Source organism: Paenibacillus sp. Y660 (assembly GCF_057221575.1).
Map to the genome: position 1 here is coordinate 39139 of NZ_JBXBBJ010000027.1, position 26449 is coordinate 65587.

At 45.6% G+C, this 26449-nt stretch carries 18 protein-coding genes, 1 pseudogene and 1 riboswitch; of the genes and pseudogenes, 3 read left to right on the top strand and 16 right to left on the bottom strand.

All coding sequences use genetic code 11. From position 1 onward, the window contains the following. Positions 1-8 precede the first annotated feature (8 nt). On the bottom strand, positions 9-737 hold the full coding sequence (locus tag AC2TDN_RS22275; protein WP_484690208.1) for a uracil-DNA glycosylase family protein: 729 nt from the start codon (positions 735-737) through the stop codon (positions 9-11). Between the two features lie 27 nt (positions 738-764). Beyond that, positions 765-2546, bottom strand: a complete 1782-nt coding sequence (locus AC2TDN_RS22280; RefSeq protein WP_484690209.1) for a glycerophosphoryl diester phosphodiesterase membrane domain-containing protein — start codon at positions 2544-2546, stop codon at positions 765-767. Positions 2547-2793: 247 nt separating this feature from the next. Here AC2TDN_RS22280 and AC2TDN_RS22285 point away from each other — a divergent pair, with 247 nt between their 5' ends. After that, positions 2794-4389, top strand: a complete 1596-nt coding sequence (locus tag AC2TDN_RS22285) for an esterase/lipase family protein (protein ID WP_484690210.1) — start codon at positions 2794-2796, stop codon at positions 4387-4389. Positions 4390-4473: 84 nt separating this feature from the next. Here AC2TDN_RS22285 and AC2TDN_RS22290 read toward each other — a convergent pair whose 3' ends face one another. From AC2TDN_RS22290 to AC2TDN_RS22335, 10 genes are all read right to left on the bottom strand, one after another. After that, positions 4474-6606 carry a right-handed parallel beta-helix repeat-containing protein gene (locus AC2TDN_RS22290; RefSeq protein ID WP_484690211.1) on the bottom strand — a complete coding sequence of 711 codons (2133 nt, stop codon included), beginning with the start codon at positions 6604-6606 and terminating at the stop codon, positions 4474-4476. A 214-nt stretch (positions 6607-6820) separates the two neighbouring features. Beyond that, positions 6821-8344 carry an S-layer homology domain-containing protein gene (locus tag AC2TDN_RS22295; protein ID WP_484690212.1) on the bottom strand — a complete coding sequence of 508 codons (1524 nt, stop codon included), beginning with the start codon at positions 8342-8344 and terminating at the stop codon, positions 6821-6823. Positions 8345-8417: 73 nt separating this feature from the next. Further along, positions 8418-12212, bottom strand: a complete 3795-nt coding sequence (locus tag AC2TDN_RS22300; protein ID WP_484690213.1) for a DUF4430 domain-containing protein — start codon at positions 12210-12212, stop codon at positions 8418-8420. 152 nt (positions 12213-12364) lie between these two features. Then, a riboswitch (cobalamin riboswitch) is annotated at positions 12365-12554 on the bottom strand. A gap of 114 nt (positions 12555-12668) precedes the next feature. Next, entirely contained in the window at positions 12669-13727 is a 1059-nt protein-coding gene (locus AC2TDN_RS22305; RefSeq protein WP_484690214.1) for a Ger(x)C family spore germination protein, read from the bottom strand. Further along, positions 13714-14793: a GerAB/ArcD/ProY family transporter gene (locus AC2TDN_RS22310; protein WP_484690215.1), complete on the bottom strand. Its 1080-nt coding sequence runs from the start codon at positions 14791-14793 to the stop codon at positions 13714-13716. The genes AC2TDN_RS22305 and AC2TDN_RS22310 overlap by 14 nt, the downstream gene beginning before the upstream one ends. Further along, a complete protein-coding gene (locus AC2TDN_RS22315; protein WP_482069239.1) occupies positions 14786-16120 on the bottom strand; it encodes a spore germination protein in 1335 nt (444 codons plus the stop codon). Before AC2TDN_RS22315 ends, AC2TDN_RS22310 begins: the two co-directional genes overlap by 8 nt. A 508-nt stretch (positions 16121-16628) precedes the next feature. After that, positions 16629-17543 (bottom strand): NAD(P)/FAD-dependent oxidoreductase, encoded by a 915-nt coding sequence (locus tag AC2TDN_RS22320; protein ID WP_484690216.1) that lies wholly within the window; start codon positions 17541-17543, stop codon positions 16629-16631. A gap of 88 nt (positions 17544-17631) precedes the next feature. Then, entirely contained in the window at positions 17632-18030 is a 399-nt protein-coding gene (locus tag AC2TDN_RS22325; RefSeq protein ID WP_482069241.1) for an RrF2 family transcriptional regulator, read from the bottom strand. Between the two features lie 195 nt (positions 18031-18225). Beyond that, a complete protein-coding gene (locus AC2TDN_RS22330) occupies positions 18226-19599 on the bottom strand; it encodes a WD40 repeat domain-containing protein (RefSeq protein ID WP_484690217.1) in 1374 nt (457 codons plus the stop codon). A 384-nt stretch (positions 19600-19983) separates the two neighbouring features. Then, on the bottom strand, positions 19984-20646 hold the full coding sequence (locus AC2TDN_RS22335) for a PaaX family transcriptional regulator C-terminal domain-containing protein (protein ID WP_484690218.1): 663 nt from the start codon (positions 20644-20646) through the stop codon (positions 19984-19986). Positions 20647-20901: 255 nt separating this feature from the next. Here AC2TDN_RS22335 and AC2TDN_RS22340 point away from each other — a divergent pair, with 255 nt between their 5' ends. Next, on the top strand, positions 20902-21597 hold the full coding sequence (locus AC2TDN_RS22340; protein ID WP_482069244.1) for a metal-dependent hydrolase: 696 nt from the start codon (positions 20902-20904) through the stop codon (positions 21595-21597). Between the two features lie 366 nt (positions 21598-21963). On the opposite strand, the pseudogene AC2TDN_RS22345 reads toward AC2TDN_RS22340, so the two are convergent. The 3 genes and pseudogenes from AC2TDN_RS22345 to AC2TDN_RS22355 all read right to left on the bottom strand — a co-directional run. Further along, positions 21964-22105 (bottom strand): annotated as a pseudogene (locus AC2TDN_RS22345) (IS1595 family transposase); the annotation flags it as partial. 257 nt (positions 22106-22362) lie between these two features. Continuing rightward, on the bottom strand, positions 22363-23697 hold the full coding sequence (locus AC2TDN_RS22350) for a DUF445 domain-containing protein (protein WP_482069248.1): 1335 nt from the start codon (positions 23695-23697) through the stop codon (positions 22363-22365). Beyond that, the gene (locus tag AC2TDN_RS22355) at positions 23697-24977 is read right to left on the bottom strand and encodes a DUF445 domain-containing protein (RefSeq protein ID WP_484690219.1); all 1281 of its coding nucleotides are present in this window, start codon (positions 24975-24977) and stop codon (positions 23697-23699) included. The genes AC2TDN_RS22350 and AC2TDN_RS22355 overlap by 1 nt, the downstream gene beginning before the upstream one ends. 277 nt (positions 24978-25254) lie before the next feature. Between AC2TDN_RS22355 and AC2TDN_RS22360 the strand changes: the two genes are divergently transcribed. After that, positions 25255-25848, top strand: a complete 594-nt coding sequence (locus AC2TDN_RS22360; RefSeq protein WP_482069250.1) for a YdeI/OmpD-associated family protein — start codon at positions 25255-25257, stop codon at positions 25846-25848. Between the two features lie 420 nt (positions 25849-26268). Here AC2TDN_RS22360 and AC2TDN_RS22365 read toward each other — a convergent pair. Continuing rightward, positions 26269-26449: hypothetical protein (locus tag AC2TDN_RS22365; protein ID WP_484690220.1), on the bottom strand; the 181-nt coding region annotated here is incomplete at its 5' end.

Below are 26449 nucleotides of genomic sequence, written 5' to 3' on the forward strand. Positions count from 1 at the left end.
CGCAGCCTTTAGCGGCTGAACCATTTCCAGACCTGCTGCTGCATATTAGACCTGCTAAGCTCAAATTGTTTTTTCCGGTGGCCGTTCGCTCCTGAAGGATGCGGCATATCGAACAAGCAGCGCTCGTTGCTGATCAAGCCTTTATCCACAAAGGCTTGTACCACCTCTGAAACCGACTTGCCAAGCGGAATGATCAGCGAATCCTTCACCGCCAGCAATTCCGGAAGCAGAATGCCTTCCGCATAGCGGTACAGCATCTCCGATTTTAATATAGGCGGACTATGACCCGTATAGTTTTTGCCATGCACGAACACAGGATAGCGAATGGCGGAGGTCGTATGAAGCAGATCTCTATGCTCTTCAAATAAGGACGCGCTGCCAGCAAGCCCAATGGCAGCAGGCAGCTCGATTTGATCCAGCATCTCGATCAAATTTTTTCTCATCGAGCCCGCGAAGCTGGCGAGCTTCTTCGCCCTCCGATCGATTTGATCGATCGGCACTCCCCCCAGCAGATCCTCGCGCGCGCAACGAATCGCAACCTCCATCTGGGTGAAGCCCGGCGTAATGCCAATGATCATCACCTTAGCATGCTCGTTCACATACTCGTACGGCACGTAATAAATGGACATATCCTTATGCTCTTGCAGGAGCAGCTCCTCCACGAACAGCTGCTCCTTGGACAAGCTACCAGGCGGAAGCGACATGATGTACGCTTTGTATTTTTCAATTTGAGTCATGCTTATCCGCCCCTTTGCCCCACGCTGCTATAAATTAAGCTCAACCATATTGTGTGCGCGTGAAGGATAATCGGTAATGATGCCATCGATTTCGAATTTGAGCACCTCTTTCAAATTGCGTTCGCTGTTGACCGTCCACACCCACACCTCACGGCCTTTTTTATGCGCGCGCTCTACGAGCTGCTCCGTCAGCATCACCTGCTCGATCGTATAGAAATCAACATCGAGCAGCGAGAGATCGCCAATTGCGAAATAAAGAATTTGTCCGATCTTGATGTCCGGATTCAACTTCCTAATTTGCTGCAGCGTCTGACGGTCGAAAGACTGAATATAGACATCCTGCACCATATCGAACTGTTCAATCAGGGAAACGACCTGTCCAGCCAGCTCCTCGCCGGGGCCGTAAGGCTTAAGATCAACAATAAGCTTTGCCTGCCCCTGCACTTCGGCAAGTACCTCGGCAAGCATCGGAATCCGGTCAATTTCCTCTAATACATTGCCACCCTTGCCAAGGCTCAGCGTTGCAAGCTCATCATAGGTCAGCTCGTTCACTCGCTTTGGCACGCCTGTCATCCGCTGCAAATTAAAATCATGATGCAGCACGACAACGCCATCCTTCGTCAGCTGAACGTCAATTTCGACGGCATTGATGCCCTGTTCTACCGAGCTGCGAACAGCGCGAAGCGAGTTTTCCGGTGCAGCTTGCGTATCGCCGCGGTGAGCAGACAGCAGCACATTCCATTTGACATAAACCAAATTATCATTAGCCGCATAACTGACAAAAAGCGCTAGTGCCAAATACGCGGCCAGTATCGAAGAATATAACATATGTTTGCGAGTTCTTCCTTTTAGAAATGACATGAAACGCTTCTCAATCGGCCCCGCCAAGCGGCTCTTGTATATTCGCAGCTGATCTCTTGGGAAAGAGCCCTGCTTGCGGTTGAAATGATAAAACTGCCTCGTCAAAAAAATAATATTTACCGGCACAAGCATCAGCGTGAACATATACGTAAGGACAGTCGATAACGTTAAGGAATAATGATCCGATATCGCTTTTAACACATTGATGTCAAGCCAGGATGGCAAATAGGCGACCGCCGAAATCGTCATAAAACCAAGCGAGAACACAACCGCATTCAGCAAAAACAGCTGTATAAAGATCGACAGCCGCTTGCCCTTCGTTAACAACAGACTGCTCCTAATCGCCTTGCGAATCGACTTGTCTTCGATCATGATGAAATGCAAAACAAAAATCCAACGCAATATGACGTATACCCCCGCCAAAAATAATAATCCGTATAAAGCCAGCATCATATAGGAAGAGCTCAAGATACGGCTATTGAAAAAGATCGGAACATTAAACTGCGCATACAAGGAAGAAGACAGCGGCGAATCGATAAACGGCACAAGAAACAGCAGAAAAAATAAGAGCTGAATAATACCAAATCCGAATAGCTTAGGCGTTTGCCGCAGCGTCGTTACCAGCGCATCAGCGATCAGAACGTCCTTGCCAAAATAATGCTGCTGCGCAATCGTAATGACGACGCCAAATTCGAGAAACAGCACCAGCACCGCCACTAAACAAATAGCAATTAAACCCGCTATCCCCGTGTAGCTAAGCCCAATTTTGTATACTTCTCCATTCAATACGGAACCAGAGCCGACAAGGCGGAGAATCCGGTTGAAAATATACGAAATAATCGGGATAATGACAAAGCTCGTCAGCAGCATAAACAAATATTCAAACAACAGATGTTTCTTATACGTATCTCGAAAGTCGCGGATACTTTTGCCAAATAGTTGAAGCATGGTCATTCATCCTATTCCTCATGTTTGTAAGCAAAGCATGGATCGAGGAGGCATGCGCTTGATATCCTCTTCCTTATTATAGCGTATGCCCCTACCCCCGCGTCGAATCGGCGCGACTCGAAAAAACATGCTAGCTCTTTTCAAGTGGAAGTTTGCACCAAATTAACAATTTATCCAAACCTAGTTAATTTCACCCAAACTATTCTTGTCTATGATAGCAAGGTAGTTCACTATAAGGAGGAGAATAATGAAATTGAAAAAATGGCCGTCACTGTTGTTCACGCTCATTCTCGCACTAAGTGTATTGGTTGCCCCGGTTCAAGCTGCCGCAATAACGACTCCAAACGTCAGCAGCGTTGCCGGAGCATGGAGCAAAGGAACAGATCCTGCTACAATCAATCCGTATAATCCAGTCATCCTGTTCGTACATGGCCTTAACGGAAGCGCTTCCACATGGTATCAAAATAATGATATGTACCAGTATGCTTACAATAATGGCTATCAGACCGCATTTATTAATCTGCATGATATTACCGGCACTTCCCAAAACATGTGGTCAAATGGCGAGCTTCTGGCAGCGAAAATCAAGGAGATCAGCAATCATTTTGGCAAAAAGCTCGTTATTGTCGCTCATAGTAAAGGCGGCATCGACACCCAAACCGCACTCGTTCACTACAATGCTTATCCATACGTCTCCAACGTCATTACACTTGGCAGTCCTCATAACGGCTCACAGCTTGCTGATTTAGCTTACAGCAGCTGGGCGAGCTGGCTCTCCGACTTGATCGGTTATCAAAATCCGGGAACCTACTCCATGCAAACCTCCTACATGCAATATTTCCGTTCCGTTACGAATAGTCATGCGAATGTTGGAAAAAACAAGTTTTACACCTTCGCTGGAAATGATTATGAATCAGGCGACCTCTCGCAGCTGTTTGGCGGATTATTTTTGTCCAACTATGGTGATAATGACGGCGTCGTGACGGTTAGCAGCGCTCATCTGCCGAACGGCAGAATGGTCAAAATTGGAAAGTGGAATCATACAAGCGTGAAGACAGGCGCTAAAATGTTTGCATTGATTAAGCCCTATCTAGTGCTTCAATCCGCGAAATCCGCCTATAGTCTTGATGAAGTTGCTGCCGGGAAGGAGCAAACTGTTCAAACGTTGGCTCCAAAGCGAGAGCAGCGGAACCAAACCTTCATTCGTGGCGGCCAATTTGACGGAAAAGCATCAGAGGTCTTCACAGTCGAAAATAATGTAGCCTCCGTCACAATTGACTGGATCGGCAGCAAAAAACTCGATAGTCTGAACATTATTGGACCTGACGGCTCCATCCAAAGCGCAAGTGTATCTTCAACTGCTGATAATGGCGTGCTTAACGGAGCTTGGCATCATACGGCTACGATCGCAAGACCAGCAGCAGGCGAATGGACAGCGTCAGCAGCTAGCAGCGGATCCAGCGCTTACCTGCTAACGGTTTCCTATGATACGAATGGCAAGAGAGCTGCAAAGCTTAATAAAGTTCGGGATAACAAGAAGCTGAAGCTTGACGTTGACGGCCTGAAGGATGAGAAGACAACAGTGAGGTACAAGGTTGACTTTGTGAACGGTAAGGACGATAAGTCTGGCAACTATCAACGCAAGCAAAATCAATCCAAACGTGTACAGCAGCAGGAGTCTCTATCCGCAACGGATGAGGTTGTCATTCCTGCCTCCGAAGGCAGCGGCGTCTATACCGTTACCGCAGAGATTGAAGGCGAAACCGATGAAGGCTTCAAATACCGCCGCACCATCGTAAAGTCGGTCTACATTGATGAGAATGGCAACACGTATTCGCCATAATTAGAACCGTTTAAGTGACTGTCTAAGCCACAATAGGAGAAGCCCTGACGATCAATCGTCAGGGCTTCTTCCATGAATACTCTGCTATTTTAAATTGTTGTTCTTTACGATATCATTGTTTTTAACCAGCAGCTTTGACGTGTACAGCGTGTTGTTCTCAATCGTATACGCCGGCGCTCCAGTCCCAGCATACAGCGTCGCAATGCCGATCGCAGCCATATTCGTTGTAATCGTATTGCCACTTATTGCTGCTTTAAGGACATCATGCCGCTCATTGCGCTTCCAGAGATCGTTGATTCGTATAATCTCCGTCTTATCGGACGTTATTTTATTTGCTGTAATCGTATTATTTTCCAATAGCACGTTTTGGGCCGCTTGAATACTTATCGCCTGCGTATTGCCAAGCAGCTCGAAATTCGAATTTTTGATCGTAAGATCAAGCTTTGGATGCTCGCCGAGCAAGAAGGTGCTTAGGTTCGACGGTGATTTAAAAGAGCATTTGTCAAATACATATTTGCTGCCGAGCGAAATGCTGATCGAGCCGTATTTTCCGGTTCCTTCAGCGCCTTCGAAAACACAATTGTTATACGTACCGGGAGGCAGCGACAAGCCATAGGTCGTGTTATAGCCGATTACCTTCAGATTATCAAAAATCGAGCCTTCTGCAGCTCCGCCTGACAATACCCGAAGCTTGCCTTGACCGTTAATGGTAATATCCTTGAGATGGACCGGCTTCCCCCAAACGGATAAGCCTGAATCACTCTTATTGTTGTTATTTATCGTTATATTGGATGCGCTGACGCCAAAAGCGACTTTCGCGCTAATAGCAAACATCGAATCCGTTAACGTTAGTCCGTCTATTTTAATATTAGGCCCGTCAAATGTCGTATAGGAGTCATTCATCTTGTTGTCGATAAACGTCGCGTCATGAGCAGCAATGATCCGCGAGCCGTCAAAGTGGTTGTTTTTGACAAGCGCTCCTTTAAAGGGATCGGATATCGCCAGACCAATCGCGCCTTTTGACGCAAGGTGATTGTCCTCTACAATAGCGTCGGTTCCGTCATAGAGAATGACATCGTAAGAAGCGTTATTGTAAAATTTATTGCTCTTAATCGTAATGTTGCTGTTGCGATGCCCATTTTCGCCAAAGCCGCCCTCTAGATCAATGCCTGCCTGAGGCATCGTACCCTTTATATCATGCAGCGAATTATTTGTAATCAGCACCTGATTCGCTCCGCCAACCGTTATGCCCTGTCTTCGGTTAAAAGCAAATTCCGAATTTTGAACAACCACGTTGCTTGTAACCTTTCGGTGCCAAAATTCCACATAAGCGGCTTTCTTGGTCGCCTGATCGAAGACAAGATGGAACTTGGCAGCTCCTTCCGGAATTTGAATAATATCTCTTGCCTTCACATTAGCCTTCTTCGTAATAAATGAACCGTTCGCGCTATAGAAGAAGATATCAAATGCCCTGGGCAGCTTAATGTTATTGGATAATTCAAATGAATTTTCCGTTTTGAAAATAGTATGCGAGAAGTTTAGAGGCTCCTTCGTTCTAATCTTCTTTGGATTAGAAATATTTTTTCCCTTGTCATCAAATTCGCCGTTAACAAACTGCCCTTCGTACAAATCCTTTATCATCGTTCCATATCCGCCGAGAGCTAGGCCGTCACCTGTAAAATTAATCGCTTTGACACCATCAATCGTCACATTCGTTGCGCCCTGCGTAATAATGCCATACCCGCTTTCATGTGTCCCCGCGCTGTACTTATGGTCTTTTTTGGAAAAATCATGCGTATCTTTATCCCCGACATACGTTCCGCCCCTCAGCGTTACATTTTGGACCAGATAACCCAAATACATAAGCTGGTAGCTCTCTTTGCCGTTTGTTTCCTTCTTGATTACGGCATCCATAGGCAGATCGAATATCATATTGCTAACCATATTGATGCGGCTGTTTTTATCGATCAAATATTTTCCGGGCGGGAGCGAGGTTGTCGTTTTCCCGTTTTGCGCTGCCCAATGCAGCGCACTATTAATCCCCTTGGTCGTCTCAATCGGATGGGTTCCGTCCTTATGTATGCCAAACTTTGCAAGCTCAATCAAATAGTACTCTTTTAAATCTGATGCAGCAGCAGCCGCTTGAATGCTGTCCTTAGACAGCAGCGATACCTGCATGCCAAGCAGAAATACCAACGCTAGCTTTAAAATATTCACTTTGACCTCCTCGTTTTGTCGAAATAATCAGATGCCGAGAAAGATTGAATTTCCGCCCTTTCACCAATTAAATATACCATTCTATTTATTCTTTATAAAGAACAATTAACAGAAAGTTGTTCGCTGTAAAAGAATTGGTTCCCAGCTCCTACACATTTCTATAAAAATAAGCGGAACAAGAAAGCAGCTCGCTCACTCGTTCCGCTTTATGCATTTAAGCCGCATGCAGCTGAAGCAGCTTATCGGCTACTACAGCGGCCATCTCTCTCGTCACCGCTGCTTTCGGAACAAATCTCCCGTCAGCGCCTTGCATCAGTCCGTTATGATAAACGGCATTAACATAAGCTTTTGCGCCTTCATGAATGGCATTCGCATCCTGGAAGGGCAATGGCTCTGTGCCGCCTTTGAGCTTGAACGCTTTGGCGATCATGATCGCCATGTCCTGCCTGGATACAGCCTGATTCGGCTTAAACGTATCGACCGAAATTCCTTGGATGAAGCCTAGCTCCTTCGCACGCATAATCGCTCCGTAATACCAGGCGCCCGGCAAAACATCCTTGAACACTGTAGAAGCATCATTGGAAGGTGCTTCATCCAGCAGATTAATGAGCAGCGTTGCGAATTCTGCTCTTGTCATCTGCTTTTTGGGATCAAAGCGAAGCTCTGAGCCGCTAACCCCTACCATCATTTTTGCATCGAATACCCGGTACACCGCATCATAGGCCCAAGCTGAAATATGGCTGTTATCGACAAAGCTTTGCTTCACGCCAGAATCGGCTGTGTCAGCGGATATGTTAAATAGGGATGGCTTTTGCTTAATGAATCTGTCATAAGAGACCAGCGCCATCAACGCTTGCTCTGTAGCGAGTTCATTGGCAGGCTGACCAACCGTATGCGCAAAGCCGCCATCTGCTTGACGAAAGCTGAGCAAATTCGTGAGCAGGCTGCCGCTCTTTTTCACAAAGCTGGCATCCAGCGGGCTCATGCCTGCGGAAGCAATTGCAATCATAACTTGCGAGACGCTCTCGCTGTTTGATTCGCCATACGCTGTGTAGCCTCCGTCTTCCTGCTGCTGGGCTGACAGCCATTTTACGGATTTGTCGATTGCGTTCTTCACGCTTGCTTGCTCTTTATAGGAAGAAAGTGCAGTAATCGCCATAGCAGTAATATCCAAATTGTCCTCGCCTTTTTCTGAAAGCGGAAATGCACCGCTGGGGTTTTGCTGTTTTATAAGCCAATCAACAAGCTTCACACGCGGCCATAATGCATTTGCCGGAACCTCGTAGCTGCCGCTATCCAAAGCGATCAATGCAAATATCGGTCCATTTGTCCCCTGGCTCGTCATTCTCGCATGATTATAAATGCTTTGAATGAGATTGTAGCCAGCGAAGGCTGCAGCATCCTGACCGGCTGCTCGAATAGCAAGAGCGAATCGTTCATAATCGGTTACCTTTCGGAACTCGCCATTATTCTCTTTCAAATAAGCGGTCAATTGGCTCAAATAGCTTGCCGGCACCTGATTATCGGAGCGATATAAAGCGACCGCTTCCCAATCGCTGATTGTGCCGTTCTTCATCATTTGCTCCGCAGCTGCCTTTATTTCGCTGCTGACGTCTACCCTCTCTGCCGCAGCCGTACGCTGCATCGGCAATAGCGCCGAGCAAATAACGGAGACAAATAATGCGCTGCTGAGCAATTGTTTGAACCATCTATACGTAACGGATTTAGCCTTCACCACTTAAAAACACACCCTTTCAAGAAAACAGCTGTCCCACGGCTAATGATTAGCCCAGAGACAGCTTATTGTCTAATTATGATTTCAATTCATGCAGTCGAATGATCGCAACGGCAGCCATTTCTCTTGTTACAAGAGCTTGTGGATTAAATGACCCGTTATCGCCCGTCATCAGACCTTTCTGATAAGCAACATTCACATAAGAAACGGCCCACGCCGATACGGCATCTCGATCTTTAATCGCAGCCTGCGGCGCACTGGAATCAGCCAAGCCCTTCAGCCTTACGATGACCGCAGCCATTTCCTGCCTTGTAATCGGCTCGTTAGGTGCAAACGCTGTGTCTGTCACGCCTGACATCAACCCTTTTTCTTTTGCAGCCGCTACATAACCGTAGTACCAATTTTGCTTGCCGACATCCGTAAATCCGGAATCAGCGAGCAGCGGCTCAGCTCCTGAATATTTGACCATTAGAGCAGCAAATTCAGCACGAGTCAGCTGACGCTTAGGCTCGAATGTCGGATTTGCTGTACTCGTTCCTTGCATAAAGCCAAGAGCAGTTGCTTTTGTAACCGCATCAAGCGCCCAGCTTGAAACTTTTGCTTCATCTGTATATTTCGGAGCAGTAGATGGTTCCGGCTTCTCGCCAGGCTTCTCGCCTGGTTTCTGGCCTGGTTTCTGGCCGCCTGTTTCATTTGGATCGATAGGTGCCCCAATATCTTTGCCGAGATCCTTTGTATACTGCCAGCGAACAACGTCACCATTTTTGAGCGTATAATTACCTGCGCTCACTTTAGGGAAAGTTCCGTTAACGGAATACATCCAGCCGCTGCCGCTTCCATAAGCATTATCCATTTCCTTAAGTCCGCCAATGCCCTTCACATAAATGCTGGCTCCTGAACCCGAATAATCGAGCTTCAAGCTTTTATCGTCCAGCGCACGTTTCAGAACGGTAAAAGCAGTATCGCCTGCCTGAATCGTTACGGCTGCAGGAGCAATAAAGTCTCCTTCATTTATCGATCGCTTCTCAACGGATAACGTTACCTTATCGGCAACAGGCGCAGGACCGCTGCCGCCAGGCAATGGCAATGATGTTGAAGTTGTTTTGAAGGCCAAAAATTCAGTGAAATGCTTCGTTTGAATGACTAAATCGCCATTTTGGTTATAAGCATACACCTCATCCGTATGGACGGATGAATCCGAATATTTCTTGATAGGCGTGAATACGCCTGCTTGATCTATGAAGCCAGCTTCCTTGTCGCCTTGTCCTTTAATGGTAATCGCAACATGCTGGTTAAATTGAATTTTTTCGGGACCGCCAGCTTTGATCCGAACGGCGATGGACTCTACTTTCTTATTGCCAGCTGACAAAGCCGCATCCAGCTTGTTAGTCAAGCCGGATTCAGCTGTGCTTAAATTTTTCGGAAGCTCAAGCGCTTTGTCCCAAGTCGACGTTGTTACTTCCGTAGAGGCTGGAATCTCAAGCACGGTGTTTCCGCGTGTTGCTGTTACTTTTGGCAATGCTGTCGTTTCAAAGTTAAGGGTTACATTGTTAGTGACTTGACCCTCGCCCGCTGATCCAACGACTACCTCTGTTTCGTTCTTATTGATGGCAATTGCTTGATCCGTTGTCTCACTAACAATGCGCGGTACAGCAACCGTGATTGATTCACTATCGTTGCCGCCGACAAGCGCTGCTCCAAGCGCTTTAATCGCTATAGTGCCGCCTTTTGCCGTTCCTGTAAACGAAATCGTTGTTTGGTTTCCTTCTCCATTAAGTGAGTTAACCGCAAGCTCTGTATGGCCTGTGTCAATCGTCCAATTGCTGCTAGTTGCTGCCTTACTGGTGAACTTATCTCCAACAAGCTTCACGACAATGGATGGATTCAAAGCACCACTTGCAATCTTTGATTCTGTCGAGATTGCCGGGTATGTGCTGTAATAGAAACGAACCTTATCATTTTCTTTAAGCTCATATGCGCCTGCGCCCACTTGCGGCGACTTCCCGTTCACTTCATACATCCAGCCATCCCAGCCGCCAAGGCTGCCGGCTGCTAGCCCGTCAATTGTTGACACATAAGGCCCGAAGCTGCTATTTACAATTTTGTAGCTAATCTTCGGATTGGCTTGATCAAGTCCTTGCTTTAGCGCATCTAATGCAGTAGCAGGCTTAATGGTGCTCTTAACCCTTACTGCATGTTCACCATAGACAGACCCGGTTAGATCATCTACTTGAAGCATAGCGGTGACATACACAGGTACGGGAACAGCAACGGAAATTGAATTACTTTCCGCTTGACCAATTAATGCTCCTGCTAATGCTTTGATCGTGATAGGCTCGTCCGTAGCTTTCCCTGTCAAATTGAGCTTAATCTTCTGATTGCTTTCTTTCACAATCGAACCGATTGATAGACCTGATTTCTCGGTATTGATTGACCAGTTGCCGGCTGCTACAGCGCCTTTGCTGAACTCATCCCCAACGAGTGTTATATCTACATTTGGATTTGATGAACTGTCGTCAAACACTGTTTGAGACGAAATATCAGGGTAACGGCTATAATAGAACCGAACCTCATCATTCGCTTTGAGCTTATAGGTACTCGCTCCTACAGTTGCCTCGACGCCGTTTACTTCATACATCCAGCCATCCCAGCCGCCCAGGGAGCCGGCTTCTTCTCCTGCAATCCCTTTCACATAAGGACCGTAGCTGCTGTTTACAATATCGTATGCAATGGAAGGATTCGCAGTATCCAGAGCATGCTTAAGAGCATCTAACGCCGTTGGATTTTTTATTTGTGTAACGGTTACCGGTTGCTTGGTATAAAGATCTCCCGATTTGCCATCAACCTGTACGTTGACCTGAACGTTGACCTGAACGGGCAGTTTGATTTCATCGCCAAAGCGATGCCATACGGCTTTCTGATTTTTAATATCGATTAGCGCAATAAGGCCTTGTTCCGTTGCCATAGGATCGCCATTCGTTTCGTTAGCTTTCCATTTAAATGATCCATCCTCAAGCTGAAGCAAGGAATATGTATCAAGAACGGTTTTGCCGTTGGCAGCCCAAGTATCAGACAATACATCCTCGCTAATTGCAGTCAATCCCGATACGGCAGCGGACATGCTGTTCGAATTGTCGCCGAACATTATATTTTCTTGGTTTAGCTGCTTCGTTTTTAGATAGGCTTTTATTTTTACGATAGCCTGTTGAACAGCGCTGTCACTCTGGTAGTTTCCAAGCGCAAGCAGCCCCATACCCGTCATATCTGGCTCAGAAGTGCTGCCGAAGAAAGCAAAGCCGCCATCTGACAGCTGCTTGCTAAGCAAATAGTCTACTGCCTTCTTCTTTGCTGCCGAATCCCAAGTTCCTACGTTGCTGCCGAGCTTCGCACCTGTGTCGAGCGCATGAATCGCCCACATATGCTTGTTTAGCGTACCTGCAAATGCACCCGTGCCTGAATTTTGCTGTGCTGCCAGCTCCGCATACAAATTACGATCCGTTTGCCATGCGTGAGCAGGGTCTTCTCCCATCGCGAGCAAGGAATAAATATATCGGATATGCTCGGTTCCGCCAGCATTAGGCTCCAATGCCTCGTCGCCTTTCGGCTCTAAAGTCTTCCAGCTAGGAAGCTTCCAACTGCCGTCATCAAGGTCTTGTCCTGCACCCCATAACGCAACGATTTGCCACCATGATTCTAAAGTCTGACTTTGTTTTTTATAAAGGTTAACCGTTTTGTCGATCATTCCATTTAATGAAGAATTCGCGGAATGATCTGCCGCATGACTGGCCTGCGGTGCAAATAAAGTAAATACTAATAGAAAACTAATAATGGCGGGCAAGCTTTTTTTCATGAAGTTTTTAAAAGATAGCAATGTATTCTCTCCCTCTCGTTCCTTTTTTGACAACAAAAAAACATCTTTCCGCTTTCTGGAAAGATGTTTGGGCTGTTACATTCGGAGCATGGCACAGAGATTCCCCTATTGCCGCAGCACGAATAACATCTCCCTCCCATCCTCGTGAGAAAATATAGAGCGCTTATATGGCAGGTCTCCTGGCTTCGCTTCATAGCTTCAGCTATCTCCTTCCCGTCCCATTCGAACAGTGGATTAATGATAGTCAGCTCTGCGATACAGTGGCGGGACCGCGTCGGACTTTGACCGAACTTCCCTATTAAGCTGCAATAAAATTGCAGCACCATACTAGCTAATCTATGAAATTGTAAGGTGTTGACTTGTGAATTGTATCAAATTCCTGTGAATATGACAAAGGTTCTATTTGTTTTTTTATAAGCCGTGCCCTTTGTCGCTGTTCGTTCCGATTATTCGGAATTACAGCATATTTAGAAACCCTGTACTTTCAATGGTCGCATCGACTTGAAGCTCCAGCTTAAGCTTGGGATAATATTGCGTTCGCCAATTTTTCAGCTTTGCCCTTGGTATTTTATTTCTGAAATATTGGCCTGTCCCCAAAATATCCGCTCCGCTCGCTTGAATCTTGGCAAACATCAGATCAAATCGTTTTTCCAACATGCCTTCAAGCTCATTCTTGATCATCTCACTCGTAGGCTTTCCTTTCGTCTCCAAAAAAACGACCTTTAATTTAATTTTGCTTTTCAAAATCGGCACATCGTTGCTCATCAAGCTTTTGTTCGTTATCGAATTGCTGGTGATTAGCACGCTTGCATGATTGCTGACTTCAATTGTCCCCTGCGTGCTTTCGCTATTGAAGGCGTTGAACAACAACGTCTCATCCATGCTGATCTGCGCAACCATTTTCCCATTTTTGATTACCGCTGAGCCAACATGCTGCACGACGGTGTTTGTCCCCGACCGAATGATCGGAACCGTTACATCACGCGTGTAGGAATGAATGCTTCTATATATCTCCCACACCCGAGTCAGCGCAATTTGTGGATTCCACCCAGCATTTCTCTCGAAAAAGTCATAGAGCGCCATCCCTTGAGGATCTATATTTTTCGTCACATTTGCAAAAAAATGCCCCATGTCTTCATCGCAAATCGCGATAAGCGACTTGGATGATACGTCACGCTCTCTCATAAAATCAGCGATTATGTCATCCATACCCTCCTGGGCGTATGTCTTATCTAACAGAATAACCTTCACGTGAAGCAAATCTACATGCTCCTCCAGATTCGCACTGATTTTATCCACGGCATGATTAATCGTTTTCCCTGATTCGAATACAATTTTAATTTTTGTCGTATTCCCGTTTGGTACAGGAATTTGTAAATAGACGCAGTATTCGTCGTTTTTTTTCTTTACGCCCATTACAATCGGCAATGCCCTGTGGTTGATATCTCGATTATCCCAGCATCCGCTTAGGGAGAGAATAAGGCTGATGGCGATTAGCGTTTTAAACACTCTCATCTTTATACATCCTTTTGGAACGAAGCCCTATAAATAAAATGGAAAAAGGAATCGCGAACAATACAAAAAATCGGAACATCACATTCCACAGCCTAACCGCCTGAAGGGTATCCCAATTAGAAACCAGCATGCTGCAACTATAAATGACCGCAGCTACTGCGATAACAAAATAGTTTAATTTCACTTTCGGCATGGCTCGATTTAAAATACAACTGACTTCCCACAGCAGCAAGGAGATAGTCAGCATCGTGAATGTAATTAGGCTCAGCAGCAAAAATATCGTCACTCTGTCAAACATCAACCAATTGATATGGATGGTACTGACAAGCATAACGAAAGGAAATTTAAAGGTAGAGGCGGTAGACTGTCCGAAGGTTAGAAGGGGCAGGTAGACAGACAGAAACATAAAAGGAACGAGCGCCACCAAGGTAATCATTACTTTTTTTCGGCTAAAGGAAAAATACGGCTGCACGAAACCAAGAAACAGAAAGCCTGCGGCAAATGCAGAAAAGCTGTAAAGATAAGCCTGCTTCGTAATAAATGAAAAATCGATATGAAATAACGGAAACAAGTAATGATAATCCACATTCTGAAACGATATAAAAATTGTGAATAGGATCAAAGGAAGAAATAAAAGGGCAAGCACAATTCCCGTTCGAAATATGGCATTCACCCCATTTAAGGTGATATAGGTAGAGATGACAATAAGGAGCCCAGCAATCGCCCACATAGGCGTATTCGCCAGAAAAACGAGGATAATGATATTAGCAAAAGCGCGTATAGTGATGATATCAACAAAGATCAAATAAAGGACAAGCGGCAATAAAAAAAGGGTGGCTGCCCACTTGCCGACGCCTAAGTAAATACTGATAATATCCTGTTTTGGGAAGTAGCTGAGACCCTTCATATAAGCCCATACGAGAAGCATATTAATGGCAATCCCAAAAGTAATCGGAAACCAATGTCCCTCTGTTGTGCTTGCTATAATATCAAAGGGATAGAAAAAAAACATAAATCCCAGTTGAGTCAACACGTACATTAATATGACATGATAAGATTTATCCATTTTCCCATTCACCCTTCTTCATACTAATATTCAGATATGAAATGCCAAACGTAGTAAGACTGGCTAGATACGCGCTTAGTAATACCAACCCGCCTAGTAATCCAAGAACGCCATATAAGGCACTCAAAATGACGATGACATATTTGAACAGTCGGATGGAAAGCGAATTTTGAAAGCCTACAACGGTAGAATTCGCTATCGTCGTAGCCGCAAGCACGATAATGAGCAGATTGCTTACCAATCTAGCCGTCACGACTGCCTGTCCCAAAATAATGCCTCCTACCATTGTGATCGTTGGACCAATACTCTTCGGAAGCCTTGTACTGGCCTCAATAATCAATTCCAATACGACCAGCATTAAAATAATTTCAACGATTGCCGGATAGGGCACGCCTTCGCGGCTCTGAGCAATATTAAGTGCAAGCTCTATTCGTAACACCTCAGGGTTCACCGCTACGATAGCGACATATATACCTGGCGCAAGCAGCGTTATCAATACGCCGATCACTCGCAATAGGCGGATTGCGATCGTTAATGGAATCGGATAATTCCGATCGTTCTCGAGAGAAAACATATCCCATAGCAGATTTGGGAGCACAAGCGCAAACGGCAGCCGATCAATAAATAGCACGACTCTTCCTTTTTTCAATGCGCTTGCTGCCTCTTGCGGCAATTCGGTCGTATTGAACTTAGGGATGGCGGACCATGAGGAAAAACCCATCGTTTTCGCCATGTTTTGCAAATTGTTGATTTCTCTATGCAGGTTCTTCTCAATTTGGCTCGTTACTTTGCTCACCAGCTCAGGATCAGCATTCAGGTTGTCATAAATAAGCGAAATCTTCTTCTGCTGATCGTTGCCTGCTAAATAAGATTTCACCTGAACATGCTTTGACATCATCTGTTTTCTGACCATTCCGATGTTTGTATCGATATCCTCAATGAACGAGCTAATCGGCCCTTGCAGCACGTTCTCATTCGTAGGCGATTCGATTGAACGATTCAGTACGATCGGGAACGGTTCTACTATGACGCATCTTTGTTCACTTTCGAAATAGATGATGAATTTGCCCCCGACGAATAAGGCGTAGGCTTCGCTGGCATCCATCTCTCTTATTTCGCCGAGCAATGACATAATATCCGCAACGGATTGGGGAGCAAGATCGGCGTTGTCCATATTTTTTCGAAGCGATATTTTTGTACTCACCAAATTAATTAGCGAAGTGAAACCCATCATAACGACGGGCACCCCGCAAACTTCGTCCGGTTGTATGAGGAAATCGTCATTTCCGCCAAGCTTCTCCTTCACTTCCTGCAAAAAAGAATCCATAGGCCGCTTCTCCTTATGTACAATTATTCCATCTTACGATTGTCCCCTCCCCGTAGCTTTATATACAACAAAAGGAGTGCCCTCTTAATAAGGACACTCCTTTTTCAGCTTATCGGTGAATGGCAAAAGGATAACCAGCATGACCTGCTATTCGCACGCTAACTTTCACTTTTCACACATGAATGACCTGCAATTCGCACGCTACAGTGTAGTATGTGCAATGTAATCTCCGATTTGGTTGCAGCATCTTTGCTACGCTGCAGTTTATGCAATAGAATCGCCTATTTCCTCCCCATTTGCCACTTTAAAGACTGATTCTGCTGCAATTCTGCAATGTAGCTTCGTCCACCAACCGAATGCAGACTTCCACCGTACGCACTAGCAAAAACAGCTCAGCATGGCCTCAACGACAACAAGCGTCATCTGCTGGCTCGCGTTCCATTCCAAATTGAGCTACTGCAGACGATGGCGTCTTCGCGCTTTCCGGCTAGCTTAGCTTACCTCCATACTACCTGACTGTATTTTGGATCCAAGCCTCTTCATTCAGTTCGTTGTTAATGCCCACACCAGCCAATGAGCCCAAAGAAGCAGCTATAATGGCTTGATGAAGCTGCGATGCTGCATCACCGGCACTAAAGACGCCTGGAACGTTCGTTTTACCGAAATGATCGACGATGACAGTCCCTGTTTCCGTGATCTGGCAGCCTATTGCTTGCGGAAGGTTTGACCCGGCAATAAGCTTCGATCTAAAAAATAGGCCTGTGCATGAGATTCTTGTACCATCCTCTAGAACAACATGCTGCACCATGCCTTCGTTAGATTCGATAGAATGGATCGGTGAGTCGAATATAGGTACGTTATGTTGATGCAGTTCCTCACGTTGTTCGTCCGTCAATTCATCTGGTCCGTTAGTACAGATTGTAAAGCGATTCGTCCATCCAGAAATCATTTTGGCCAAGTGCAGCGCATCCGCTCCCTTGACAATTAAGACAAGCGGCTGCTCCCTTAGTTCCCAGCCATCACAATACGGGCATATAAAGGCGCTTTTACCATATGCATCTGCCAGCCCCTTAATATCTAACGGGAGGTCCTTCATTCCTACTGCAAAGAGCAGTTTTTTGCTTCGATAGCACTGTCCTTGTGCAGTCTTAATTTGAAAATCCCCATCGTTTCCGGTGATCGATACGGCTGTATCCGCCACAAAATAAATGGATGGATATGAACTAATCTCTTCCTTCGCAATTCTTCTAAATTCGCTTGGACTTATATGATCTCTGGTAAGAAAGCCATGCGTGTGGCGAGTAACCCCATTTCGTGGACGCCCTTCATCAATAACTACCACATTTTTTCTTGCCCTGCCTAACACAAGCGCAGCATTTAGACCTGCTGGTCCTCCTCCGATAATAGCACAATCGTGAGTCATTATCATTCTCCCTTTCGCTTTGCAATATTTTATTAGAGATATAATAGATTCATTATATCTTTAATAACGCTAAAAAAAGGACGGAACATTACTCCGTCTTGAATAATTTCGCCACATCCGCTATCTTTTTGTTGTCCAAAAATTGCTCCATCTGACGTTCAGCGTCGATAACAACCTGTTGGATTAGACATTCGCTTCCGTGATTCAGGCTGCATTCGAACAACGAAGCAGTCCCTTCGATCGCACGGATGACATCGAGAAAGGATATATCCTCCTGCATCCGTCTGAGACGATATCCACCGTTAGCACCGGGCGCAGACTGAATCAATCCAGCCTTGACAAGCTTCGTCATCATTTTGGACAGATAGGTTTGCGAAACGCCCAGCTTTTCAGCAAGCAATTGTACGCCGACAGGCTTATCAGGTGCCGCTGTTACCAAATAGAGCATCGCATGAAGCGCATAGTCGGTCGCCTGAGAATATTTCATAAAGCACCTCCATTAACGACTTTGTGAATCCATAATAACTCTAATATATTTAAAAGGCAAGCCTAGATTCCTTACAATTACTCATTGCTCGGTATCTGAGCAGCCTTGTCATTGCATTATTCAGCACTTTGGTTTAATAAAATGAGCAGGCCAACCCGCTGATTATTAAAAAAACCAACCATCAATGATGGTTGGCTAAAGGAAAGACAGACGCTTGCCAATTTGGCGGATGTGGTTGACGTCGGCCCAAAGGATAAAGTAATTGTAAAACGATTCCCCGATTTGGACAGGACGGGGATATCTCACGATGAGGGCGGCCTGTTTGTTCATCTCCGCTGGTTGGTCGGCCGATGGGAAAATGAAGCAAGCCTCCCGATTTTCTATCGTCATCATGACAATCCGAGGAGAAGAGCCGTAAGGCATCAATGGATGAAAAGCTTCGGAGCTGCATACATCGGCAATTCGGTCGCCCGCTGAAATCGCGGATACCTGAAAGAAACCACCTGGCCCTTCGTACCTCTCATCACTGACCTGGAGCCAGTTTGCGGGATACGGAAAGGATACACGGTAGACAAAGCTTGTGTAGATATTTTCCGAAACTCTTCTGACGTGAGGAGACCACTGCAGGGCGGTAATCCGACCGCCGCTGAGGACGTTCACCGGCATCGGCTCCCTGGTATCGACAATCCAGAGCTGACTTGCGCTATCTACACCTGCGCATCCCGATAAATACGCGATATTTCTGCCGTCCGGCGACCAGTTGACAGGAGTGGCGAAACAGTCCGAAACCGCCAACGTCCTTTGATTTTGACCCGTACGGCTGTCGATTTGGATGAGAGTATAATAATTCGGCTCCTTATAGGCGGTTGCGCTGTAGGCTATGCTCCGAGAGTCCGGTGACCATGCCGGAAAATAGTTTTTGGAAAGCGGTCCGCCATCCAGCGTGTAGATGGTGCCTGTGGCCAGGTCCACCGTCGAAATGATGGAAATGCTGACACCGGGGAACGTATAAAGTGCGAAGGTGCCATCCGGGGAAAGGCGAACGTCATGGAGCGGTCCGTCCGTATTTTTCGTGATTTGTCTCCGGTCTGTGCCATCGGTCCGGATGCGGAAGAGCTGAGTGTTGCCGTTGGAGTCCGGAGCCGCGAACAGAAGCTCTTTACCTGAAGGAAACCACTGAACATCGCTGGCGCCCGGCTCCGGGAGGGCGTAGCTGTTATGCGAGAAAGTATCATAGATGACGATTCGCCCGTCTTGGACATACGCGAGAAACCGGCTGTCCGGGGACCAGTCCAGAAGCGTATGGGGTTCGATTTGGTCGATCCGGGCGACGGTGAGCGTAACGGTATCCAACAAGTGGACCACGTTGCCAATGCCGATGAAAGCGATTCTCCTGCTGTCCGGGGACCAATACGGAACGGAATATTCCGCACCAATCCCCTGTGTAATTTGAAAATTAAGACCGTTATGAGGTCGGTACAGCCAGATGTCGAACGGCCCGCTGCGGTCCGACGTGTAGGCGATCCATCCTTGATCGAGATCATGAGGAACAGTTTGCATGGCCAACATCCTCTCCTGAATCAACTTATACTTCAGATTATTCAGTAGGAGGAGATTAGGCGACAATCCAGGACGGCTGTTTTAATGCCTCTTCATTATTTTCACCTGTTTTATCCTCAGGAAAAATACAGAACATCGATCCAATCACGGTTCACATTGCACGTTATCACAACGAGCTGCCGTTGCATGTTTCATATTCACTTCAAAATATAACGAACGCAATCTTTTATTAACTATCAATCTTACTTAATACTCTAGTATCAACCTTCATCAGCGAGTTGTTCTGTAAGTTTTTTATTTTTTCTTCGTTTTCAGAATTCGTCTTGAAAAGCTGCCGGCATGAATGACAGCCTTTTCTCACAAATCGGGCAGCATTGTCCGGATACTCATGTGTTACACGAGAAATTGATAATACTTTGAAGAGCTGGGGATGAGGGTGGCGAACGACTGAAACGAACGATATAACTCAGTGATTACGCGATGACCCATCCAATCATCTGGTAGCAGAGACGCCGGAAGCATGGGATCCCTAAGGCTAATCTCGCTGATAACTTCTCCGACATGCAAATAAAGGACAAACAACTCTAAGGGATCCATCATGCCCCTGATTTCCTTATTCAAAGCCGGAACGAATTCGTCTTGATACCATTGCCACTTCTCCTGATGCAGGTGATGGATGCTGGCTAGAGGCCAAATGTCAGCTGCCCGCTCGGGGGTAATATCCCGAAACAAAATCGACGCTTCCGAGATAGTGACGTATTCATCCATGGAGGCCGCTTGAATCAATGACAAAAGCTGCTTTCTATAATCCCAAGGAGAGACATATACGCCTTTATATAGTTGACCGAAGCCAAGCTGCAGCAGTTGCAAACGGAATTGATCCCTTCTATGCCTCTCCGGCTCCGGTACTTCGAAGTGCACGAAATACCATTTACGGTTCCAGTCCACATCGTATTGCCGCGGTTTCCGGTTCACGAAGGATAAAAACTGCTCACCTTTGTCCATTATGGAATACAGGGAACGCTCTTCCGCTTGAATATACTTTTCTTTCTTCATTCGTGATAGAACGTTCCTGATCGACTGCTCCTTATAGCCGCGTTTCGTATAAATTTGTACTAACTCTTTAGCATGCATGCAACGCTTTTTTGACAGCAGGAAAAGTATCTGCTTCTCGATTGACAGCATTCGTTTTTTGATCCCCTTCCAGAAAAATTGCTATCCTCATATTACAGTAATTTGACAAAAAAAGAAACAAATAATATACTCGTATTGTCGTCAAACGAATAATAAAAAGTATACGGAGGAAAAAAAATGAACCTTATTTTTCACGGACACTCTTGCATTCAGATCTCGGATGGTGAGCATTCGATCATCATCGATCCGTTCCTGAGCGGCAATCCCGTTGCCAAAGCGAAAGCCGAGGACATTCAAGTTCAATACGTTTTGCTTACACACGGACACACGGATCACACCGCTGATGCGGAAGCTATCGCCAGAGCTAACGATGCGACCATTGTCGCCACTTTTGAGCTCGCTACCTACTACTCTTGGAAGGGCCTAAAGACGATCGGAATGAACATCGGAGGAACTGTGGACTTGGGATTTGCCAGAGCAAAGCTTGTTCACGCATTCCACAGCTCTTCTATTATATCGGACGATTCTCAAAGCATCATCTATGCAGGCATGCCGGGCGGATTTGTCTTGGATTGGAACGGAGTTACGCTTTATCATGCCGGCGACACCTCCTTGTTCGGAGATATGAAAATGATCGGCGAGCTCCACGATATTGATTACGCGGTACTGCCGATCGGGGATTTTTACACAATGGGACCTAAGGATGCTCTGATTGCAGCAAAATGGCTGCAAGCAAAGAACGTGATCCCGGTTCATCACAGCACATTCCCAGGCATCGTGCAAGATACTGCAGCCTTCACCGCACAGTTGAAGGAGCAAGGAATCGAAGGCTTCGCTCTCCAGCCAGGAGAACAGCTTACACTTGTAAAATAAAGTGTGTCAAAGCTATACATATCGACATTCTGACGTCACGTTTGAGTCGACGTTATTTTGAGCAAAGTACTGACTTCGGCGCCGCAAAGCGCCGTTTTTTTGTTGTAAAAGTGGATGTAGCGAAAGTAAAGGAGGTATGAGATATGAAGGTCCATAGAATAGCTTTACTACAACCAATCAGGAAAACAAAACAACATAATGTAAGATAAAGAATAATCTTTTTAATCTTAATGCACCTCCATTTATCAAATTTTTACATTTCAATATTAGACGTGAAGACCCATATGAATGTTGCAAATTTCCAACTATCCTGCCTGTTAGCTTAACAAGAATAAGCAGAAAGCCGAAGTTTGGTGTACGTGTCGGTCACAGAAAACAGGCCCGATTTGACCAACATATTTTTCTTATTCGATGCGGTATTCTCATATTCCTTGCTGTCTATATAACAAAACCAAGCCAAATAATGTTGCAAATATTTGGTTGCAACACCATTAAAGCGGTCCATCCATAGCTGATCCATCTTATTAACATGAACTCCGACCTCATTAATAATCTCAGACATATTGTAAATGCTCTCTCCTCCTCTTTACTGCATAGCTAGTTTAGCCGTACCCTTCCACTTTTAAATCCAGATGTTAAGAGTATAATTTAATCCCAATATTTTTCCAACCATTCCCTGAACTAAACTTCCACTTTCATTCCGAAGTTTAAGCCAAACAAAAAAAGCCCTTCCCAATAGCAGTACTAATGAGTAAGGGCTTCTCGTTAAAACAAACGTAAAATCGGCTCGTAAACGCCATACAGCAGGAGATAAAAGGCTGCGCCCAGCGCGGAGCCAATATACGCTCCATTCAACCGAATGCGCTGCAGATCGGTCTCGACCTTGCTCTCAATGAAGTACACCAGCTTCTGCTCCGTAAAGCTATCCAGCGTTTTGCGCACGATGACACCTATAATCGCATGCTCCGTATCGATCATTTTATAAACGAATTTTTGGGCGTATTGCTCCAGCCAGCCCTTCGTTTCCTCATTTGCCTTGAACCAGTCCCAATAAGACTTAATGAACTGATTGATCAAATCCTTTATATCGGTTTGATTAACGGAATGCTTCGCTAGCACAACTAGCTCCATGCCCTGATCCTTCATTAGGAGCTGTCTCACGTTGCCAAGCAAGGCTTCAATCGATGGCAGGAAGGAAATCTTCTCGATGACCTCGACTCTCCACTCGTTTACAGCAGCGGATACGTCCTCGCGATTTTGCAAATGGTCAGCCAGCTGATATATCATGTCTTCAAGCAAAACACGAAGCTCATGCTGAGGATTTCGCAAGTCATCGATTAATCGCTGCAAATCGCCATATAACACATTTGCCGCATCGTCGAGGTTAAGCGCATTGGTAGATTCCGCGATTTCAACAGCCATTTTTTTGAGCCATTTGGAAAAAATGCTGCCTTGGTTAACGAATTTCTCCTTCTCCTTGCCAAGCAGCTCCCGAATAACGAGCTTCGTCTGCTCATCGGCAGCCTTCTCAGCTGCAAACTCTACCACATAATTGAGCCAGCTTTGAAAATTGCCCTGATCCATCACCCACTTCAGCGCCTTGCCAGCATAAGGTGACATATTAACGTTGCTTAAGCTTTTGCGAGCCTTCTCATCCAAAACGACAGATAAACCTTTTAGATCAAGCTTAGCAAGAAGCCCCGACACGAGCTTCCATCCCTGCTCCGCCATTATGCCGTCTTGACGGCGGTCCACCCACGCAATCGCGATCTCTACAAGCGAAATCTGGCTCACTTTTTCCTTCAACAGATCTTTGCTCAGCAATTGCTGCTCGACCATATTCGCGACGCCTTCAATCAGCTTATCCCGATTTCTCGGAATGATTGCGGTATGCGGAATCCACCTCCAGCCAAATGGATGGCGAAATAGAACCGTAACGGCAAACAAATCGGCTAATGCCCCAACAAGACCTGCTTCGGTCGTATAAAGCAGCATTCGGGTCCACCAATTGTCCGGAAACACATACAAGCAGCAGGCGGCAAGGACGAACAGGACGGCGAGCAAAATTAAGCTGCGATTTGCTTTTTTTCTCATTGCCATTACGCTTGCCCTCCAATCCAAAAGGTTGCTAGATGCAGCACCACACCAATTATCGCTCCAACTCCCATGCCGTTAATCCGAATGTATTGCAAATCACGTCCCGCTTTCTCTTTAACAAGCTCGATTAGCTCCTCCTCGGAGAAGCTGTTCAGCTTATCGGTCACCATCTTGCCGATGTACGAATGCTTCTGCTCCATCCATTTGAGCACGGTGGTCTTCACGTATTGATCAATGCGAGTGAGCAGCTCCGTGTTGGCTTCCAAAGCGGCGATTCCTTCATGCAGCTTCTCCTTAATCCAAGGATAACGCGCAAGCTGCCCTTCCGCGTTCGCTGCTGCGGCACGGCGAATGGACTCCAGCCCTCGCTGTATATAAACATCAAGCTTGATCTCTTCCTTCACAGAGGAGAGCAGGGTTGCCTTGCCCGCTTCAATTCGGCCGCGCAGCTGCTCGTCTGTACGCAGCCTTGCAACAAATTGCGCTATAAAAGCTTTTAGCTTCTGGCGCTGCGGATGATCCTCGGAATGAAATTTCTCCAGAAACGACACCAGCCACTGCTGCAGCCTTCCGCTAATATTCGCTGATTCCAAGCCCGCCGTAGCATCAATCAGCTTCCTTCTGAATTGATCTCCTTCATAGGAGCGAATCGCTGAATCTACGATCTGGCTGATGACGGCTCCAAAAGGCGCCGATTTCACGATTTTGATCAGCTCAGGAATAATAAATTCGATTATACGGTCATCGTATCCATTTCGAATCGTCCAATCGCCGGCATCTGCCGCAATATCCGCTACTGGAATCGAATCGGCATGCTCGAACAGGAAGGTTTGCACCATTTTGGCCAGCTCCTGCAAATCGATTGTCGTAATAACATCATCTGCCACCTGCTGCAAAATATCGTTGATGCCCTCTTCGCCGCCATGCTGCTTCAAATAAGTGACTAGTACGTCCGCGATGTTGTACTCGTCCAGCCTCTCTTTAATGTTCGGAATGGTCAGCAATTCGTTCTGCACCATCTTCACAAGCTCGCCAATTAAGCGCTCCCGGTTGCGGGAAATAATGTTGGTACCCATCCATGAAGGCCATTTGATGCGCAAAGGATTGCCGAACAAGGCGCTTACCGCAAAGGAATCAGCGAGTCCGCCGATCGTTGCAGCGCTAAAGAGAGAAAAGAAAAGTCCCCCAATAAACGTATCGTGAAATGGAAAAGCGGCAAATATTCCGACAGCGGAGAAGAGCAGCGCTAAGTCCGCTTTTTTCTTAATGCTTAATTTGTTCATAGACAAGCTCCATTCCTGATGATCGTTACCTGAGTAATTATCCCATATCTATGTGGTATGAAACAATGGAGCTTTCAAAACATCTATTTTAACCGATGAACACCATCATGATTTCGTGCTTCTAGATACTTGCCATATGCCTAAAAGATCAAAAATACAGATTATTCTCGCCAAACTAGAGTCTGTACGCAAACTGTACAATTCATAAAAAAGCAGTACAATTGAACCTATGAGACGAAGATACGAACATACTTGAAATGACGAGGGGTGTTCCTTGATGACAAATAGTAGACAGAATGCTAAGGTTGATGAATATTTAAGTAAGTCCAAAAAGTGGAAGGAAGAATATGAGAAGCTGAGAAGTATCGTTCTTGACTGTGAGCTTACCGAAGAGTTTAAGTGGATGCATCCTTGTTACACGTTTCAGAATAAAAACATCGTTTTAATACATGGATTTAAAGAATACTGTGCGCTTCTGTTTCACAAAGGCGCCTTGTTAAAGGATGACCATGGTATCCTAATTCAACAAACGGAGAATGTACAGGCGGCGCGCCAGATTCGGTTCACCAATGTTCAAGAAATAGTTGAAATGGAAACCATCTTGAAATCCTATATTTATGAAGCTATTGAAGTTGAAAAAGCCGGTTTGGAAGTGAATTTTAAAAAGAATACAGAATACATAATTCCTGAAGAGCTTCAAAATAAATTTGATGAAATCCCTGCCTTAAAAACTGCTTTTGAAGCATTGACGCCTGGACGGCAAAGAGCATACATTTTTTATTTTTCTGAACCCAAACAATCCAAAACTCGAGAGTCAAGGGTTGAAAAATGTATGCAGCAAATTCTGGGTGGAAAGGGATTGAATGATTAGGTCGTGTTTGCAAGCTTAAGGAAGCCAAACCATAATCGGAGCGTTAAAAAAGCTCGGAAGCTATTCCATAACCACAACAAAAAAAATAGGGCTGTCCCAAAAGTGTCCGCACGGAATGGGAACATCCCAATTCTGCTCGTTTACTTGTTCCTAACTTTGAAATTTTTTAACCAGCTAGTTTGAAATAAAAGGCTACCTCAAATCATTTCCATTTTGTGGAATTAGCAGGAAAAGCTCCATCTATTTTCCTGATAAGAAGTCAGTTCGTTCATTTAGCTGGAAAAACTCCCGTTAAAAGGAGCACTTTCACCGAAATAGGGTCAAAAGCGACATATTAACGGGAGAAAATCCATCTAAACCTGATTTTTGCCAAAAAACACTTGAAATAACAGGAGTTTTTCAGACTGTTTAGAAATAGTTTTAAGCAGCAAGTCGGTACCCACCCCAAGAACTGGAAATTCGGGTTGTGGTAGCAAAAAGCATACTTTTTCCGTGATTTAGTGGCGTAGATTGCTTGGCTAGATGCCTCGCAATCTTCTTTAGATTCTGTGCAATAGCCGTCATCAACACTTGTTCCTGTGTGTTGTTTCTTCCCCGAAAC

Bases quoted from the DNA above. Each gene is read 5' to 3' on its own strand.
- AC2TDN_RS22275 (WP_484690208.1), bottom strand. From the start codon at position 737: ATGACTCAAATTGAAAAATACAAAGCGTACATCATGTCGCTTCCGCCT.
- AC2TDN_RS22280 (WP_484690209.1), bottom strand. From the start codon at position 2,546: ATGCTTCAACTATTTGGCAAAAGTATCCGCGACTTTCGAGATACGTAT.
- AC2TDN_RS22285 (WP_484690210.1), top strand. From the start codon at position 2,794: ATGAAATTGAAAAAATGGCCGTCACTGTTGTTCACGCTCATTCTCGCA.
- AC2TDN_RS22305 (WP_484690214.1), bottom strand. From the start codon at position 13,727: ATGAGAGTGTTTAAAACGCTAATCGCCATCAGCCTTATTCTCTCCCTA.
- AC2TDN_RS22310 (WP_484690215.1), bottom strand. From the start codon at position 14,793: ATGGATAAATCTTATCATGTCATATTAATGTACGTGTTGACTCAACTG.
- AC2TDN_RS22315 (WP_482069239.1), bottom strand. From the start codon at position 16,120: ATGGATTCTTTTTTGCAGGAAGTGAAGGAGAAGCTTGGCGGAAATGAC.
- AC2TDN_RS22320 (WP_484690216.1), bottom strand. From the start codon at position 17,543: ATGACTCACGATTGTGCTATTATCGGAGGAGGACCAGCAGGTCTAAAT.
- AC2TDN_RS22325 (WP_482069241.1), bottom strand. From the start codon at position 18,030: ATGAAATATTCTCAGGCGACCGACTATGCGCTTCATGCGATGCTCTAT.
- AC2TDN_RS22330 (WP_484690217.1), bottom strand. From the start codon at position 19,599: ATGTTGGCCATGCAAACTGTTCCTCATGATCTCGATCAAGGATGGATC.
- AC2TDN_RS22335 (WP_484690218.1), bottom strand. From the start codon at position 20,646: ATGAAGAAAGAAAAGTATATTCAAGCGGAAGAGCGTTCCCTGTATTCC.
- AC2TDN_RS22340 (WP_482069244.1), top strand. From the start codon at position 20,902: ATGAACCTTATTTTTCACGGACACTCTTGCATTCAGATCTCGGATGGT.
- AC2TDN_RS22350 (WP_482069248.1), bottom strand. From the start codon at position 23,697: ATGGCAATGAGAAAAAAAGCAAATCGCAGCTTAATTTTGCTCGCCGTC.
- AC2TDN_RS22355 (WP_484690219.1), bottom strand. From the start codon at position 24,977: ATGAACAAATTAAGCATTAAGAAAAAAGCGGACTTAGCGCTGCTCTTC.
- AC2TDN_RS22360 (WP_482069250.1), top strand. From the start codon at position 25,255: ATGACAAATAGTAGACAGAATGCTAAGGTTGATGAATATTTAAGTAAG.